This window comes from Dactylosporangium sp. CA-139114, assembly GCF_050955725.1.
Lineage (GTDB): Bacteria > Actinomycetota > Actinomycetes > Mycobacteriales > Micromonosporaceae > Dactylosporangium.
This window is the reverse complement of record NZ_CP192080.1, coordinates 4,783,123-4,798,466: the sequence shown is the minus strand read 5'-3', so window position 1 is coordinate 4,798,466 and position 15,344 is coordinate 4,783,123. Positions and strand designations below refer to the sequence as shown.

8 protein-coding genes are annotated in these 15,344 nt (G+C 74.3%); 5 read left to right on the top strand and 3 right to left on the bottom strand.

All coding sequences use genetic code 11. The features are described from left to right. Positions 1 to 96 precede the first annotated feature (96 nt). Entirely contained in the window at positions 97 to 1,134 is a 1,038-nt protein-coding gene (locus ACQP2P_RS21735; RefSeq protein ID WP_433618628.1) for a LacI family DNA-binding transcriptional regulator, read from the bottom strand. Between the two features lie 172 nt (positions 1,135 to 1,306). Here ACQP2P_RS21735 and ACQP2P_RS21730 point away from each other — a divergent pair, with 172 nt between their 5' ends. Beyond that, positions 1,307 to 2,758 (top strand): arabinofuranosidase catalytic domain-containing protein, encoded by a 1,452-nt coding sequence (locus ACQP2P_RS21730; RefSeq protein ID WP_433618626.1) that lies wholly within the window; start codon positions 1,307 to 1,309, stop codon positions 2,756 to 2,758. 105 nt (positions 2,759 to 2,863) lie between these two features. Next, positions 2,864 to 4,342, top strand: a complete 1,479-nt coding sequence (locus ACQP2P_RS21725) for a sigma-70 family RNA polymerase sigma factor (protein WP_433618625.1) — start codon at positions 2,864 to 2,866, stop codon at positions 4,340 to 4,342. A gap of 51 nt (positions 4,343 to 4,393) precedes the next feature. On the opposite strand, the gene ACQP2P_RS21720 is transcribed toward ACQP2P_RS21725, so the two are convergent. Beyond that, positions 4,394 to 5,854, bottom strand: a complete 1,461-nt coding sequence (locus ACQP2P_RS21720; protein ID WP_433618624.1) for an endo-1,4-beta-xylanase — start codon at positions 5,852 to 5,854, stop codon at positions 4,394 to 4,396. Between the two features lie 398 nt (positions 5,855 to 6,252). Here ACQP2P_RS21720 and ACQP2P_RS21715 point away from each other — a divergent pair, with 398 nt between their 5' ends. Next, positions 6,253 to 9,027 carry a hypothetical protein gene (locus tag ACQP2P_RS21715; protein ID WP_433618622.1) on the top strand — a complete coding sequence of 925 codons (2,775 nt, stop codon included), beginning with the start codon at positions 6,253 to 6,255 and terminating at the stop codon, positions 9,025 to 9,027. Beyond that, a complete protein-coding gene (locus tag ACQP2P_RS21710) occupies positions 9,024 to 11,696 on the top strand; it encodes a hypothetical protein (RefSeq protein WP_433618620.1) in 2,673 nt (890 codons plus the stop codon). The genes ACQP2P_RS21715 and ACQP2P_RS21710 overlap by 4 nt, the downstream gene beginning before the upstream one ends. A gap of 43 nt (positions 11,697 to 11,739) precedes the next feature. Here ACQP2P_RS21710 and ACQP2P_RS21705 read toward each other — a convergent pair whose 3' ends face one another. Beyond that, positions 11,740 to 13,182 (bottom strand): arabinofuranosidase catalytic domain-containing protein, encoded by a 1,443-nt coding sequence (locus tag ACQP2P_RS21705; RefSeq protein WP_433618618.1) that lies wholly within the window; start codon positions 13,180 to 13,182, stop codon positions 11,740 to 11,742. A 301-nt stretch (positions 13,183 to 13,483) separates the two neighbouring features. Here ACQP2P_RS21705 and ACQP2P_RS21700 point away from each other — a divergent pair, with 301 nt between their 5' ends. After that, on the top strand, positions 13,484 to 15,187 hold the full coding sequence (locus ACQP2P_RS21700) for a cellulose binding domain-containing protein (protein ID WP_433618616.1): 1,704 nt from the start codon (positions 13,484 to 13,486) through the stop codon (positions 15,185 to 15,187). Positions 15,188 to 15,344 lie beyond the last annotated feature (157 nt).

Here is a 15,344-nt window from a genome sequence, read left to right as displayed (position 1 = left end):
AGTTTCAGCGCGCGACGCCGTGCCGCGGTGCACCACGAGGCCGCGCTGAGCGTCTCGGCGGCCGGTGCCGGGCGCGGCCCGAACGCGCCGGACGCTTCAGCGCGCGGCTGGTGGCGCGGTGCTGCCGCGCACCACGAGGGCGGCGCCGAGCTCGACCCGCGTCTGCGCCGGGCACTCGCCCGCGGCCAGGGCCATCACGAGCCGGGCCGCCGCGGCACCCATCTCCGCGAACGGCTGGCGCACCGTGGTCAACGGCGGCCCCGCCCAGGCGCAGTGCTCGATGTCGTCGAAGCCGACGACGCTGAGCTGGTCCGGAATGCGCAGGCCGCAGATCCGCGCCGCCTCGTAGACGCCGATGGCCTGCAGGTCGTCGCCGCAGATCACGGCGGTCGGCCGGTCGGGCCGCCGCAGCAGCTGCAGGCCGAGGTCGCGGCCGTCCTCGAAGGTGAAGACGCCGCTGCGCCGCAGCCCTTCGTCGAACGGCACCTCGGCGGCGTCGAGCCCGGCCCGGAAGCCGTCGAGGCGGGCCCGCGCGGCGAGGTCCTTGACCGGCCCGGTGATCACGCCGATGCGCCGGTGCCCGAGGCCCAGCAGGTGCCGGGTGGCGGCGAGGGCGCCGCTCCAGTTGTTCGAGCCGACGGACGGGACCGGGTGCACGTCGCCGGTCGGGTCGAGGGTCACGACCGGGATGTCGCCCGCGTCGAGCAGCTCGAGATGTTCGGCGGTCAGCCCGGCGAACGCGGCGACGACCCCGACGGGCCGGCGCAGCAGCAGCGGCTCGATCCACGACTGCCCGGCCGCGGCCCGGCGCGTGATGTCGGTGACGCTCACGGTCAGGTCCCGGGCGGCGGCCACGTCCTCGATGCCGCGGACGACCTCCAGCGCGATGTAGGCGAGCATCCCGGAGAAGAGCACCTCGACGCCCGCCGTCGCGGGCGCGCCGGCCGACCGGCGGTAGCCGTGCTCGCGCAGCAGGGACTCCACCCGCCGGCGGGTGGAGTCGCCGACCCCGGCCCGGCCGTTGAGCACCTTGGAGACCGTGGGCTGGGAGACGCCGGCGAGCTGCGCGATCTCGGCCACGGGCAGGTCACCGCGCCAGCGCACGCGCGGGGACGGCGGGTGCCTGTCGATCACATCGCGCAGTGTACGGGAGCCTTCCCGAAAAGGGTTATGCCCGCGCGCCTGCCACGGTCGTCCCGCGGCGGCGGTTGACATCGGGAAAGTGAGCGCTAACACTCCCGAACGAATATTCGCGAATGTCGAATCCGGCTGGCCGCCACCGGTAACGCTCCTGGAGGGACACTCGATGTCTGAGAGCTCCACCCGACGACGGCGCCGGCCGCTCGTCGCGATCATCGCGCTCACCGCCCTGACCGTCGCGGGCACGGGCCTGGCCGGCAGTCACCTCGCGTCCGCGGCGACGACCGGCTGCCGGGTCGCGTACACCGTGACGAACCAGTGGCCGGGCGGCTTCGGCGCCGCCGTCGACGTCACCAACCTCGGCGACCCGGTCAACGGCTGGCGGCTCACCTGGACCTTCACCGCCGGCCAGACCATCACCCAGCTGTGGAACGGCACCGCCACCCAGTCCGGCGGCGCGGTCACCGTCACCAACGCCGCCTACAACGCCGCCATCACCACCGGCGCCACCGTGAGCCTCGGCTTCAACGGCACCTTCACCGCCGCCAACCCCGCCCCGACGGCCTTCGCCCTCAACGGCATCACCTGCACCGGCGGCGTGAGCGGATCACCGACCCCGAGCCTGAGCCCGAGCCCGAGCACCTCGACGCCGCCGCCCGGCCCGACCGGCCCGTGCGACATCTACGCCGCCGGGGGCACGCCCTGCATCGCGGCGCACAGCACCACCAGAGCACTCTTCGCTGCCTACAACGGCCCGCTCTACCAGGTGCGGCGCTCCTCCGACAACACGACCCGCGACATCGGGGTGCTCAGTCCCGGCGGCTACGCCAACGCCGCCACGCAGGACACGTTCTGCGCCGGCACCACGTGCCTGATCACGATCATCTACGACCAGTCCGGCCGCAACAACCGGCTCACCCAGGCCCCGCCCGGCGGCTTCCAGGGGCCGGCCGCGGGCGGCTACGACAACCTCGCCAACGCCACCGCCGCCCCGATCACCATCGCCGGGCACAAGGCCTACGGCGTCTCCGTCGCGGCCGGCACCGGCTACCGCAACAACGCCACCAACGGCGTGGCCAGGGGCGACCAGCCCGAGGGCATGTACGCCATCTTCGACGGCACCCACTACAACGGCGGCTGCTGCTTCGACTACGGCAACGCCGAGACCAACAGCCGCGACAACGGCAACGGCACCATGGAGGCCATCTACTTCGGCAACATCAAGGTCTGGGGCTACGGCACCGGCAACGGCCCCTGGATCATGGCCGACCTCGAGAACGGGCTGTTCTCGGGCGTCAACGCCGGATACAACGCCAATGACCCGACGGTCAACTACCGGTTCACCACCGCGATCGTCAAGGGCGAGGCGAACCACTGGGCGATCCGCGGCGGCAACGCCCAGTCCGGCAACCTGTCGACGTTCTACGACGGCAAGCGGCCCAACGTCAGCGGCTACAACCCGATGAAGAAGGAGGGCGCGATCATCCTCGGCATCGGCGGCGACAACAGCCACGGCGCCGTCGGCACCTTCTACGAGGGCGTCATGACCTCCGGCTACCCGGGCAACGCCACCGAGGACGCGGTGCAGGCCAACATCACGGCGGCGGGTTACCGCTGATCCGTGGGGCCGCAGATGTGGGGGAGCCGGATGCTTGACAACGTCCCGGGCGGTATGCCGAGATGGACACCCGGCTCCCTCGACGCAACGGCCGGTGATGGCATCTTGGCAACGACGAAGGCCGGCCGGACTTCCCTGGTCGCGGCGGCGAAAGCGGGTGACGAGCGCGCGCTCGGCGACCTCCTGGAGGCGCACCTGCCGCTGGTCTACACCATCGTGCGCCGCGCCCTCGCCGGGCATCCGGGCGCCGTCGACGACGTGGTCCAGGACACGATGCTGCGCGCACTGCGGCAGCTGCCGTCGCTGCGCGAACCGGAGAGCTTCCGCGCCTGGCTGGCCGCGATCGCCGTCCGGCAGGCCGGCACCTACCTGCAGCGCGAGCGCATCAGCGCCGGGCGGAGGGCGCTCCTGGACGCGCTCACCGACGCGCCGGACGCCGACGACTTCGAGGATCTCACCGTCCTGCGCGTGGAGCTCTCCGGGCAGCGGCGGCAGGTCGGGCAGGCGGTCGGCTGGCTCGACCCCGACGACCGCGTGCTGTGGTCGCTGTGGTGGCTGGAGATCGCCGAGGAGCTGACCCGCGCCGAGCTCGCCGCCGCGCTCCGCGTCGGTGTCGTGCACGCCGGCGTGCGCATCCAGCGCATGCGCAACCGGCTCGAGGAGGCGCGGGTGCTCGTGGCGGCGCTGGACGCGCGGCCCCGCTGCCCGTGGCTGGACACGGTCGTCGCCGGCTGGGACGGCATCCCCAGCCCGTTGTGGCGCAAGCGGATCGCCCGGCACACCCGTTCCTGCGTGGCCTGCGCGCGGGCGGCCGAGGGGATGGTCGGCACCGAGCGGCTGCTGAACGGCTTCGCGCTGTTGCCGGTGCCGGCCGCGCTCACCGGGGCCCTGACGGCCCACGACACCGTCATCGGCGCTGGCACCGGCACCGCGTACCCCGCGGTCGTCAAGGCCACCGCGAGCGGCTCGGCCAAGGCGGGATGGGCGGCCGGCCTGCCGATCGCGAAGCTCGTCGTCGCCGGCTCGCTGGCCGCCGGGGTGGTGGCCACCGCCGCGACCTGGCCGGGGAGTAAGCCGTCGCCACCGTCCGCGGCGAGCCCCTCCGGCGGCGCGCGGCCATCCTCCGCGCCGTCCTCCGCGCCGCCGTCGGCGCCGGTCGGGCTGCGTCCCGGGCCGGTGTCGCTGGAGTTCGGGGCGTCCGCCGGGCGCTACCTCGGCACCGACGGGCAGCTCGGCGTCCTCGTGGAGCCCGGCACCGCGTCCTCGCGGCAGCGGGCCACGTTCGAGGCGGTGCCGGGCCTGGCCGACGCGACCTGCTACTCGTTCCGGGCCGCCGACGGGCAGTACCTGCGCCACGCGTCCTGGCGGCTGCGGTTGAGCCACAACGAGGGCACGTGGCTGTTCCGCGGCGACGCGACGTTCTGCCCGCTCGGCACCGGCGCCGGCGACGTGATGCTGGAGGCGTCGAACTACCGCGGGTACTTCATCCATCGCGAGGGCGACCAGCTGTGGGTGCGGCAGGCGGACGGCACCGCGGCGTTCCGCACCGACAGCACCTTCCGCGTCCGGCCCCCGCTGGCGTAGGCCGGTGTGGCGGCGGGATTCCGCCACCACACCGGCGCCGGTGGAATGCGCTCAGCTCAGGCTGAAGCGCTGGTTCGCCCCGCCCCAGCAGTCGTAGAGCTGGACCTGCTGGCCGTTGCCGGTGCCCCAGACGTCCAGGCAGCGCCCGGACTGCACGCCGGAGATGGTGCCGTTGGCGTTGACGTTCCACTGCTGGTTCGTCTGGCCGTTGCAGCTGTAGATCTGCACCGCCGCACCGTTGCCGGACCCGGCGGCGTCGAGGCACATGTTGCCGTACACCTGCAGCTGCTTGCTGGAGGTGTAGGTCCACTGCTGGTTGGTCTGGCCGTTGCAGTCGTAGAGCTGGACCCGGGTGCCGTTGGTGTGCGACGCGTTCGGCACGTCGATGCAGCGGCCCGACTGCGCGCCGACGATCCGGCCCCCGCCGCCGCCCCCCGTCGTGGGCGTGGGCGACGGGGACTGGGTGCCGCCGCCGGTCGGCGAGGTGGTCGGCGAGGTAGTCGGGCCGGCGGCGTTGAGGGCGTTGAGGACCGAGGTGTACGCGGCCTTCTTGTTGCCGCCGCCGTCGAACAGCAGCGGGCTCTCGCTGGAGCGCCACGAGTCGCTGTCACGCACGCCCCACACGGTGATACCGACACAGCGCGGCACGTTCATGCAGGCCTGGGTCAGCCCGGCGTACTGCGACGTCGACGCGTTGGTGACGTCGACCTCGGTCAGCGCCACGTCCACACCCAGCGCGGCGAAACTCGACAGCGTCGTCTGGAAGTTCGACGGCAGCGAACTCCCACCCGTGAAGTGCGTCTGCAGCCCCACGCAGTCGATCGGCACGCCACGGGACTTGAAGTCCCGGATCATGTTGTACACACCCTGCGTCTTGCCGTAGGACCAGTTCTCGATGTTGTAGTCGTTGTAGCACAGCTTGACCGACGGATCGGCGTTGCGAGCGGTCCGGAACGCCACCTCGATCCAGTCGTTCCCGGTGGCCTGCAGGTTGGACTGCCGGCGGCTGCCGTCCTCGTTGAACGCCTCGTTGACCACATCCCAGTACGCCAGCTTGCCCTTGTAGTGGGCCATGACGCCGTTGATGTGGTCGATCATCGCCTGGCGCAGCGTGCTGCCGCTGATCCCGCCCCACCAGCTCGGCTGCTGGGAGTGCCACGCGAGGGTGTGCCCGCGGACCTTCATGCCGCGCTGCGTCGCCCAGTTGTAGATCTGGTCGCCGGAGCTGAAGTTGAACTGGCCACGCTGCGGCTCGGTGGCGTCGGGCTTCATCTCGTTCTCGGCCGTGACCATGTTGAACTCACGCCCGGCGATGGTGGTGTACGTCGAGTCGCCGAGCCGGCCCGCGGCGATCGCCGTGCCGAAATACCGCCCGGACTGCGCGGCCGCCGCGCCGAGCGTGCTGGCGGCGGCGTTCGCGTTCGGAATGGTCATGATCGCGCCCGCCACGGCGACGGCGGCGACGGCCCCGCCGATCACCGCCTTGACGCGCAACGATCGTCTGGTTGCCACGATGGGCCTCCTTCTCGGTCCCGGGGCCGGGTCGCCGCCCACCGCACGCGGGCAGGCGGGAGCCGCCGCGCGTGCGCAGGGGGTGTCGGTGGGGCGCATGACCCGGACCACAGAACGGTGGGCTTCAATGCGATGCCATGCTGGCACGGGCCGTCCGCGGCGAGCAAGACTTTCCGGAATACTTTCGGAAGGTGTCGCGGCGCGGCGCAGCCCCGCAACGCGCGGGAGGTGCGCAGAAGCGGACCTCCGGCCGGAAGTTTCGAAGTTTCGAGTCTGAAAATTTCGGACTGCGGACGACCGGCGCCCAGCGAGCGCGGCAACCTTTCCTTGCCCCTTCGGGCGATCCACTTCGTGGGAGCGATCCCACGCGGCGCCCGAGACCCGGCTATGGTCTGCGCGTGCTGGCCGTCGTCTGGAGTGCCATCCGTATCCGCCGTGGTCCCGCCGTGGTCATGGCGGCGCTCGTCGCGCTCACGGCGGGTGCGCTCGCCGCGGCCGGCTGGTTCGCCGAGCGGGACGCGGCCCGGGTCACGGCCGCGCTGATCGCCGCCGCCCCGCCCGACCAGCGCACGATCGCCGTGCGCGGCGCGGTCGCGCTCGGCGCCGACCCGCAACAGGCGCTGGAGCGCTTCCGTGCGACGACCGAGTCGACGGCGGGGCTCGCGCTGGAGCGCGCCCTGGCCGGGGTCCAACTCCCGGGGTTCCTCGCGACGCCGGCCGGGGAGCGGATCACGACCGAGCTGCGGTACCGCGACGACGGGTGCGCGGGCCTCACGATCACCGGCCGCTGCCCGGCCCGGGCCGGCGAGGTGGTGCTGCCCGCCGCCCTGGCCGAGCGGCTGGGCACGACGGCGGTCCAGCACTCCAACGCCCTCGGCCGGCAACCGCTCACGCTGACCGTCGTCGGCACGTTCGAGCAGCCCGGCGACTATGCGATCACCACCCTCGACACGATCGCCGCGGCCGGGGTGCCCGCCTACGCGACCGAGAACCTGCTCCTGCCCGCCGCGCAGTTCAGCCGGGGCGATCCCGCCCCGGTGGCCGCCGCGGTCGCGCGGCTGCAGCGCAACTCCCTCGAGGTGAGCCAGAACGCCGAGGCGCTGAGCCGGGCGGTCGCCGCCGAGCGGTACGCGGTCACGCACGGCATCGTCGTCGCCGCCGTGCAGCTCGCCGCGATCGGGTGGATCGCGATCGGGGTCACCGCCTGGTATGCGGCCGAGGGTCGCCGCGCCGACGCCGCTCGCATCGCGCTGCGCGGGGCGCGACGCTGGCGGGTCCTCGCCGCGACCTCCGGGCAGAGCGCGCTGCCCGCCCTCGTCGGCGCCGCCGTCGCGGGGAGGACCGGGCTCGTCGTCGGGGCCGGGGCGCTCGCGCTCATCGTGGCGGCCGACTGGCGGCTCACCCGCGCCCCGGTGCAGCGGCTGCTGCAGTCCGCGCCGCCGCGCCGGGCCGCGCTCGCCGGGGCCGCGCTCGACCTCACCGTCCTGGCCCTCGCGGTCGCCGCCGGCTACCAGTCCGCGGTCACCGGCGAGGCGCCCGTCGACGGCTTCGGCCTCGAACTGCTCACGCCCGTCCTGCTCGCCACCGCCGCCGCCGTGCTGCTGACCCGCCTGCTGCTGCCGCCCGCCGTCGCCGCCGGGCGCGCGGCCCTGGCCCGGGGCCGGGTCACCGCCGGGCTCAGCGCGCTGTTGCTGGCCCGGCGCGCGTCGGCGTACCGGATCGTGCCCGTCCTCGCCGCGGCCGCCTGCGTGTGCGGGGTCGCCGCGCAGGACTGGGTGCGGGCCGACGCCGCGCGGCTGCACCGGGCCCAGGCCGAGGTCGGCGCCGACCGGGTGCTGCAGATCGCGCCGGTACCGCGCGACCGCCTCCTGTCCGCCGTCCGCGCCGCCGATCCGCGGGGCCGCCACGCCATGGCCGTCGTCGTGGCGCACGCGTCGGGCCCCGGCCCGCGCATCCTCGCCGTCGACTCATCGCGGCTGCGCGCGGTCGCCGCGGTCGACCCCGGACCCGCGATCGAACGGCTGCACCCGCCCGCCCCGCCGCCGATCGTGTTCACCGGCACTACCCTCACGCTGCGGGCGGCCGGCGGCGGGACGGTCGCCGTGGGCCTGACCCTCGCCGTGAACGGCACCGGGGAAACGGTGCGCGCGGACTTCGGGGCGATCGGCGACGACAGGGAGTACGACTCGGACGTCACGGCCTGCGGGGACGGCTGCCGGGTCGTCGCGCTCGAGCTGCGCGGAGACCCGGGCGCGCAGCTCGATCTCTCGGAGCTGCGGGCCGACGGGAAGGTGGTCGTCGACGGGGCCGGGTTCGCCGATCCGGCGCGGTGGCGGAGCACCGTCGGCGCCGCGGCCACCGGGCTGCAGCGGCTGCGCGGCGAGGGCCGGATGCGGCTGGCCACCATCGCACCGAACCGCGCCAAGGAGGTCGACCAGCACCTGTACGTCGTCGACGCCCCGCTGCCGCTGCCGGTCCTGGGCGCCCCGGGCAGCCTGCGGGACCCGGACCAGAGCGGCACCGCCGAGCTCACCGTCGCCGGGGTGGCGCTGCCCGTGCGAGCGTCCACGGTGGACGGGATGCCGGGCGTCATCCTCACCGACCTGGAGTACGCGGACCGGCTCACCACCGGGCTCACGCCCGCCCCGGGCGCCGGGGCCGACGAGCGCGACCAGGTGTGGCTGGCCGCCGGCGCGCCGCCGGACATCGCCGACCGGCTCACCGCGGCGGGCCTGCGGATCACCGGCGGCGACTCCGTGGCGGCCGCCCAGGACCGCCTCGCGCGCCTCGGCCCCGCCGCCGCCCTGCGCTTCCACCTGCTCGCCGCGGGTGTCGCGCTGCTGCTCGCCGGGGCCGCGCTGACCGTTGTCGCGGCCGTGCAGCGCCGCCAGCGCCGGGCCGAGACCGAGGCGCTGCGGCGGCAGGGTGTTCCCGCGGCGGTGCTGCGCGCCGCCGGCCGGTGGTCCGCCCTGGCGCCCGTGGTCCTGGCCCTGGCGATCGGGCTCGCCGCCGCGGCGGCGGCCCGCTGGCTGCTGCGCTCGCCGGTGCGGCCCTTCACCGACGGCTGGCCGGTGCACGAGCCGCCGGTCTCGGCCCCGGCCCTGCTGGCCGCCCTCGCCGCCGCCTCGGTCTGCTTCGCCGCCGCCGCGCTCGGCTCGGGAGGCCGCCGATGATCGTGCTGACGCTCGCCATGCTCCGGGCCCGCTGGCGCCCGGCCGTCGCGCTGTTCCTCCTCGCCGCGCTCGCCTCGGCCGGGGTCGCGCTCGCGCCCGTCTACCTGGCCCGCGCCGAGGAAAGCATCGTCGCCGACGAGGTCGCCGCGGCCCGCCCGGACGAGCGCGGCATGCTCGTCTCCGCCACCGTCGAGCCCAACGGCGCCGGCACCATGGACGACCGTTTCGAACGCGGCGGCGCCCGATTGCTCGACGCGCCCGGCTTCACGCGCGTGTTCTCGGCGTCGTTCGTCGCGCAGCCGGCCGACGAGCCCGCGGTGTTCCTGGACGGCACGCGGCAGGTGACGTTCCGCGACGACCTCTGCGGACACGTGAGCGTCCACGAGGGACGGTGCCTGATGGGCCAGGGCGACGCCGTGCTCAGCGAGGAGACCGCGCACCGGTTCGGGGTCCGGCTCGGCGACCCGCTCGTGCTGCGCTCGTCCTCCTACAACTCGACCACGAGCCAGTTCGTCGCCGACGGCGCGCCCGGCTACCTGACCGTGGTCGGCATCGTGCGCCCGATCGCGGGGCCGTACTGGGGCCGCGGCCGCACCGACGCCGCCGTCTACGTCGACCGGCGCACGTTCGGCGGCTTCGCGCGCACCTCGGAGCTGCAGACGTTCGACGCCTTCCCGCAGCCCGGCGCCATCCGCGTCGCGACCCTGCCGCGGCTGCGCGCCTGGCTGTCCCGGGCGGACGCGGGTGGCGGCGCAGGACAGGCCTCGATCGGTCTCGGCGCCCTGCTCGACCGCATCGACGCCGCCCGCGCCGCGGCCCGCGAGCCGGTTCCGTTCGCGGCCGTGCCCGTCGCGCTGCTCGGCGGGGCCGTGCTGCTCTTCGCCATCGCGACCGGCGCCCGCGCAAGCCGCTTCGAGCACGGCATCGTCGCGCTGCGGGGCGCCCGCCGGCCCGGCCGCTGGTGGCTCGCGATCGCCGAGCCGGTCGTGCCCGTCCTCGTCGGCGGCCTGACCGGCAGCCTGGTCGCCGGGGCCGGGGTGCCGGTGGCGCTGCGGTACGGGGCCGCGCTGAGCGCCGCCGTGGTGCTCGCCGGGGCCGTGGTGGCCGTCCGGGCGATCTCGGCGCCGCTGAGCGACCTGCTGCGGCGGGTGGACCGGCGCGGCGCCCGGTGGCGGTCGGCGACCTTCGATACCCTGGTCGTGCTGCTCGCCGTCGTGGCCGTGGTGCACTTCCACACGTCCGGCGACAGCGTGTACGGCGTGGCACCCCTCGCCCCGGCGCTGCTCATGCTGGCGGTGGCCCTGCTCGCCGCGCGGGCGATGCCGCTCGTGGCCACCCGCGCCGCCGCGGCCGCGCTGCACCGCGGCCGTCCGGTCGCCGCCCTCGCCGCGCTGCGCCTGGCCCGCCAGCCGTCCGGCCGCCGCCTGCTGACCGTGCTCGTCGTCGCCGTGGCGCTGCTCGGCTTCGCCGCCACCGGCGTCGCCGTCGCCGCCGCGACCCAGTCCACCCGGGCGGCCATCGCGGTCGGCGCCGACCGGGCGCTGACCCTCGGCCCGGTCACCCGCCAGCGCCTGCTCACCGCCACCCGCGCGGCCGACCCTTCCGGACGTTTCGCCATGGCCGTCGTCCCGCTGCAGGGCCTGCTCGCCGTGGACGCCACCAGGCTGTCCCCGGCCGGCTTCGCCCGCGCACTGCACCCCTTCCCGGCCACGGCTCCGGTCGCGGTGCACGGCGGCACCGTGGCGTTCGACATCACCGCCGCCCGCCTCGACGACCTGACCCCGGACCTCACCGCGCACCTGGCCCCGCTGGACGGTTCGCCCGGCTTCGAGACGCGCCTCGGCCGCCTTCGACCGGGCCGGCACGTGTACTCCCAGCCGGCCGCCTGCACCGCCGGTTGCCGGCTCGCCGATCTGGACGTCGAACTGCCCGACACCGCCGGCCCGACCGTGGTCCTGACCCTGCACGCCCCGCCGACCCGCGACTGGCGCACGCCGCCGGACGGGTCGGTCACCGCGGCCCCCGACGGCGTCACGTTCACTCTGCAGGCCGGCGCCCGCCCCGACGCGGGCCTCCTGCGCCCGGCCGGCGTCCCGGACAGCATTCCGGTGATCGCGACCGCGCCGCTGGACGGCCCCCTGACGGTCTTCGACCGCACCCCGGTGCCGATCACGGTCGCCGCGACCGCCCGCACGCTGCCCCGCCTCGGCGCCCACGGCACCCTGATCGACCTCGAGTACGCCGATCGCCTGGCCGGCGACTCCGGCGTCACCGACAACGCCGAGGTCTGGCTCGCCGCCGGTGCTGCACAGTCCATCGTGGACGCCCTCACCGCCGCGGGCCTGACGGTCACCGGCGAGCGCACGACCGCAGGCGAACGCGCGCTGCTCGGCCGCGCCGGTGGCGCCCTCGGCATGCGGTACTCGCTGCTGGCTGGCGTCGCCGCGGTGACCCTGGCCGCCGCCGGCCTCGTGGTGACGACGCTCGGCGCGAGCCGCGCGGACCTCGTGGCCCTGCGCCGCCAGGGCGTGCCGGCGCGCGTGACGCGGCGCGTGGAGCCGGCGACGCTGGCGGCCCTGGTCTTCTGCGCACTCGTGATCGGCGCGGCGGCGGCCGCGGCGGCGTGGTTCGCCATCGGCCGCTACCTGCCCGCCGTCGCGCCGGTCTGATGCGGCGGCGCATCACACCCACGGCAACGACCCGCGAGCACCGTCAGCGGTATCCGGCGGCGACGATGTTCGCCTGCACCGCGCCGTCGGTGGCGTCGGACGGGTAGCCGGAGACCATGGCGCCCTCGTAGAACGTGCCGGCGCTCTGGTTCGTGTTCGTCGCGCAGCAGTCGCCGCCGCTGCCGAGCACGATGGCGCCCTGCTTGCGCATCGGGCTGTAGCCGCGGGGCAGGGCGCCGTCCCAGAGCGTGGTCAGGCCGCCGGACTGGGCGTTGCTGCCCTTGATGGCGAACCGGGAGGTGCCGTTGTTCTTCAGCATCGCGGTGACGAACTTGCTCGTGAAGGCGCGCTGGTTCGGGTTCCACGACGAGCTGCCGCCCGGGTAGAGGCCGTACTCGAGATCCGCCTGCACCCACGGCCCGGTGCCCGAGCAGCCGCCGAACCAGCAGCTCGTGCCGAAGTAGATGGCGTCCATGGCCCCGGCCCCGTCGGCGCGGCGCGTGGTCTCACTGTTGCCGTAGTCGAAGCAGCAGCCGCTGTTGACGTGCGTGCCGCTGGTGATCATGTACATGCCCTCGGGGGCGCTGCCCGTCGGCACGCCGGAGCCGGATCCGTTGTGCCAGTAGCTGTTGCCGGCGTTGATGTAGAGCGAGTAGGCCTTGCTGCCGCCCACCGTCAGCGACTCGCGGGTCGCGCTCGCCGGGGTGTCGGCCCCGCCGGCCCCGCCGGGCCCCTGGTAGGCCAGGTCGTTGCCGTGGCCGGACTGGTCGAACAGGATCGTGACCACGCACGAGGTGCCGGCGCAGAACGAGTCCTGGGCGGAGGCGTTGGCGGCGCCGCCGCGGGTCAGCACGCCGATGTTGCGCGTGGTGTTGTCGGAGGAGCGGCGGATCTGGTACAGGCTGCCGCTGTACGAGCCGTAGAGCGCCCGCACCGTGCTGTGCGCCGCGATGCAGGGCGTGCCCCCGGCGGCGTAGATGTCGCACGGGCCGGTCGGGCCGGTCGGCGGCGTCGAGGTGCTCGGGCTCGGGCTCAGGCTCGGGGTCGGTGATCCGCTCACGCCGCCGGTGCAGGTGATGCCGTTGAGGGCGAAGGCCGTCGGGGCGGGGTTGGTGCCGGTGGAGCTGCCGTTGAAGCCGAGGCTCACGGTGGCGCCGGTGGCGATGGCGGCGTTGTAGGCGGCGTTGGTGACGGTGACCGCGCCGCCGGACTGGGTGGCGGTGCCGTTCCACAGCTGGGTGATGGTCTGGCCGGCGGTGAAGGTCCAGGTGAGCCGCCAGCCGTTGACCGGGTCGCCGAGGTTGGTGACGTCGACGGCGGCGCCAAAGCCGCCCGGCCACTGGTTCGTCACGGTGTACGTGACCCGGCAGCCGGTCGTCGCCGCGGACGCGAGGTGTGTGCCGGCCAGGCCGGCGGCGGCGACGGTCAGCGCGGCGGTGAGGGCGACGAGCGGCCGGCGCCGTCGCCGGGTGGAGGGTTCAGCCATCGGGGTGTCCCTTCTGGGGGCTCATACGACGCGGTCGTGTGAGCGCTCACACTGCGTCGCCGACGGTGCCAGAAATGCACCGGCAATTCAAGGGCACGTCCGTGCCGCGAATCGCCGCCGATCAATCCGTCGAAAAACTGTTATAACGCGGCCGCGCGGCGAGTCCCGCGACGCCGAATTGGAACTTTCACGCCGCACCGGGGTCCACCGCGGAACAACTCCGCACCGCACCGTGCGCCGTTCGACACGGGCGATTGTGAGCGATAACAATCATGCGCACCGACGACCGGAAAGGCGAGTCATGAAGCGAGATCAGCAAGAGCCGGCGACCGGCGGCAGCCGGCTGCTGAGCCGCAGGACCGTGCTGACGACCATGGGGGCCGTGCCGGTCCTCACGGTCGCGGCGTCGGTCCTCGGGGCCACGGAGGCCTCGGCCGCGACGGCGAACGTCAATCCGTCGGCACCGCGGCAGACGATCCGCGGCTTCGGCGCCATGTCCCACGCCATCTGGGCCGGCGACCTGACGGCGGCGCAGCGGGACACCGCGTTCGGCACCGGAGAGGGCCGTCTGGGGTTCTCGCTGCTGAGGATTCCGGTGAACGAGAACCAGTCGGACTGGGGCCGCGATCTGGCGACGGCGCAGCGCGCGGTGGCGCTCGGGGCCACGGTCTTCGCCTCGCCGTGGAACCCTCCGGCCGGCATGACCGAGACCTTCACCCGTGGCAGCCAGACCAACGCGAAGCGCCTCAAGTACAGCGCGTACGGCGCCTATGCCCAGCACCTGAACGACTTCACCACCTACATGCGCAACAACGGCGTGAACCTGTACGCGATCTCGGTGCAGAACGAGCCCGACTATGCCTCGACGTGGACGTGGTGGACCGCCACCGAGATCGTCAACTTCCTGAAGGCGAACGCCGGCGCGATCAGCACCCGGGTGATCGCCCCCGAGTCCTTTCAGTACGTCAAGTCCATGTCGGACCCGATCCTCAACGACCCGGCGGCGCTGGCCAATGTCGACATCATCGGCGCGCACCTCTACGGCACGCCGTACGCGAACTTCCCGTACCCGCTGTTCCAGCAGAAGGGCGCGGGCAAAGAGCTCTGGATGACCGAGGTCTACTACCCCAACAGCACCGACTCGGCGGACGCCTGGCCCGGGGCGCTCGACGTTGCCGAGCACATGCACCATGCCATGGTGGACGCGCAGTTCCAGGCGTACGTCTGGTGGTACCTGCGGCGCAGCTACGGCCCGATGCGGGAGGACGGGCAGATCAGCAAGCGCGGCGCGATGATGGCGCACTTCGCCAGGTTCGTCCGCCCCGGATACGTGCGGATCGACGCGACGGCGAACCCGGCGTCGAACGTCTTCGTCTCGGCGTACCGCGGCGGCGACACCGTGGTCATCGTCGCCGTCAACAAGAACACCTCCTCGGTGACCCAGCAGTTCACCCTCGCCGGGACCGCCGCGTCCGGCGGCGTCTCGAACTGGCTCACCGACGCGAGCCGGAACGTCGCGCCCCAGAGCGCGCTCACCATGACGAACGGCTCGATCACCGTCACGCTGCCCGCCCGCAGCGTGACGACGCTCGTGACCAGCGTCGGCGGCACCTCGCCCAGCCCGTCGGCGAGCATCACGCCCTCCGTCCCGGTCAGCCCGTCGCCCAGCCAGCCGCCCGGCGGTGGCCCGGCGCCCCGGGTCACCTACACGATGAGCACGTGGAACAACGGCTTCACGGCCGCCATCGGCATCACCAACACCGGCACCTCGGCCATCAACGGCTGGACGCTCGGATTCACCCTGCCCTCGGGCCAGTCCGTCACCTCGGGCTGGAACGCCACCTTCTCCCCCTCCAGCGGCCAGGTGAGCGCCCGCAACGTCAGCTACAACGGCACGATCGCCCCGGGCGCGTCGGTCGACATCGGCTTCCAGGCCACCCACACCGGCAACACCGCCGAGCCGGCCGCCTTCACCCTCAACGGCATCCCCTGCACCGTGGCCTGACCGCCGCGAAGCACTCGTGGCCGTCAGCCCCGAGGTCGCGCGGCGTGCGCCGGCCGAGCTCGCGCGGCCGGATGGACGCCGGGCGCCTCGAGGTCGCCGCCGGTGACGATCGCGGTGGGGCGGTCCGGCCGGGCGGCGGCGCGGCCGGCGTCCACGG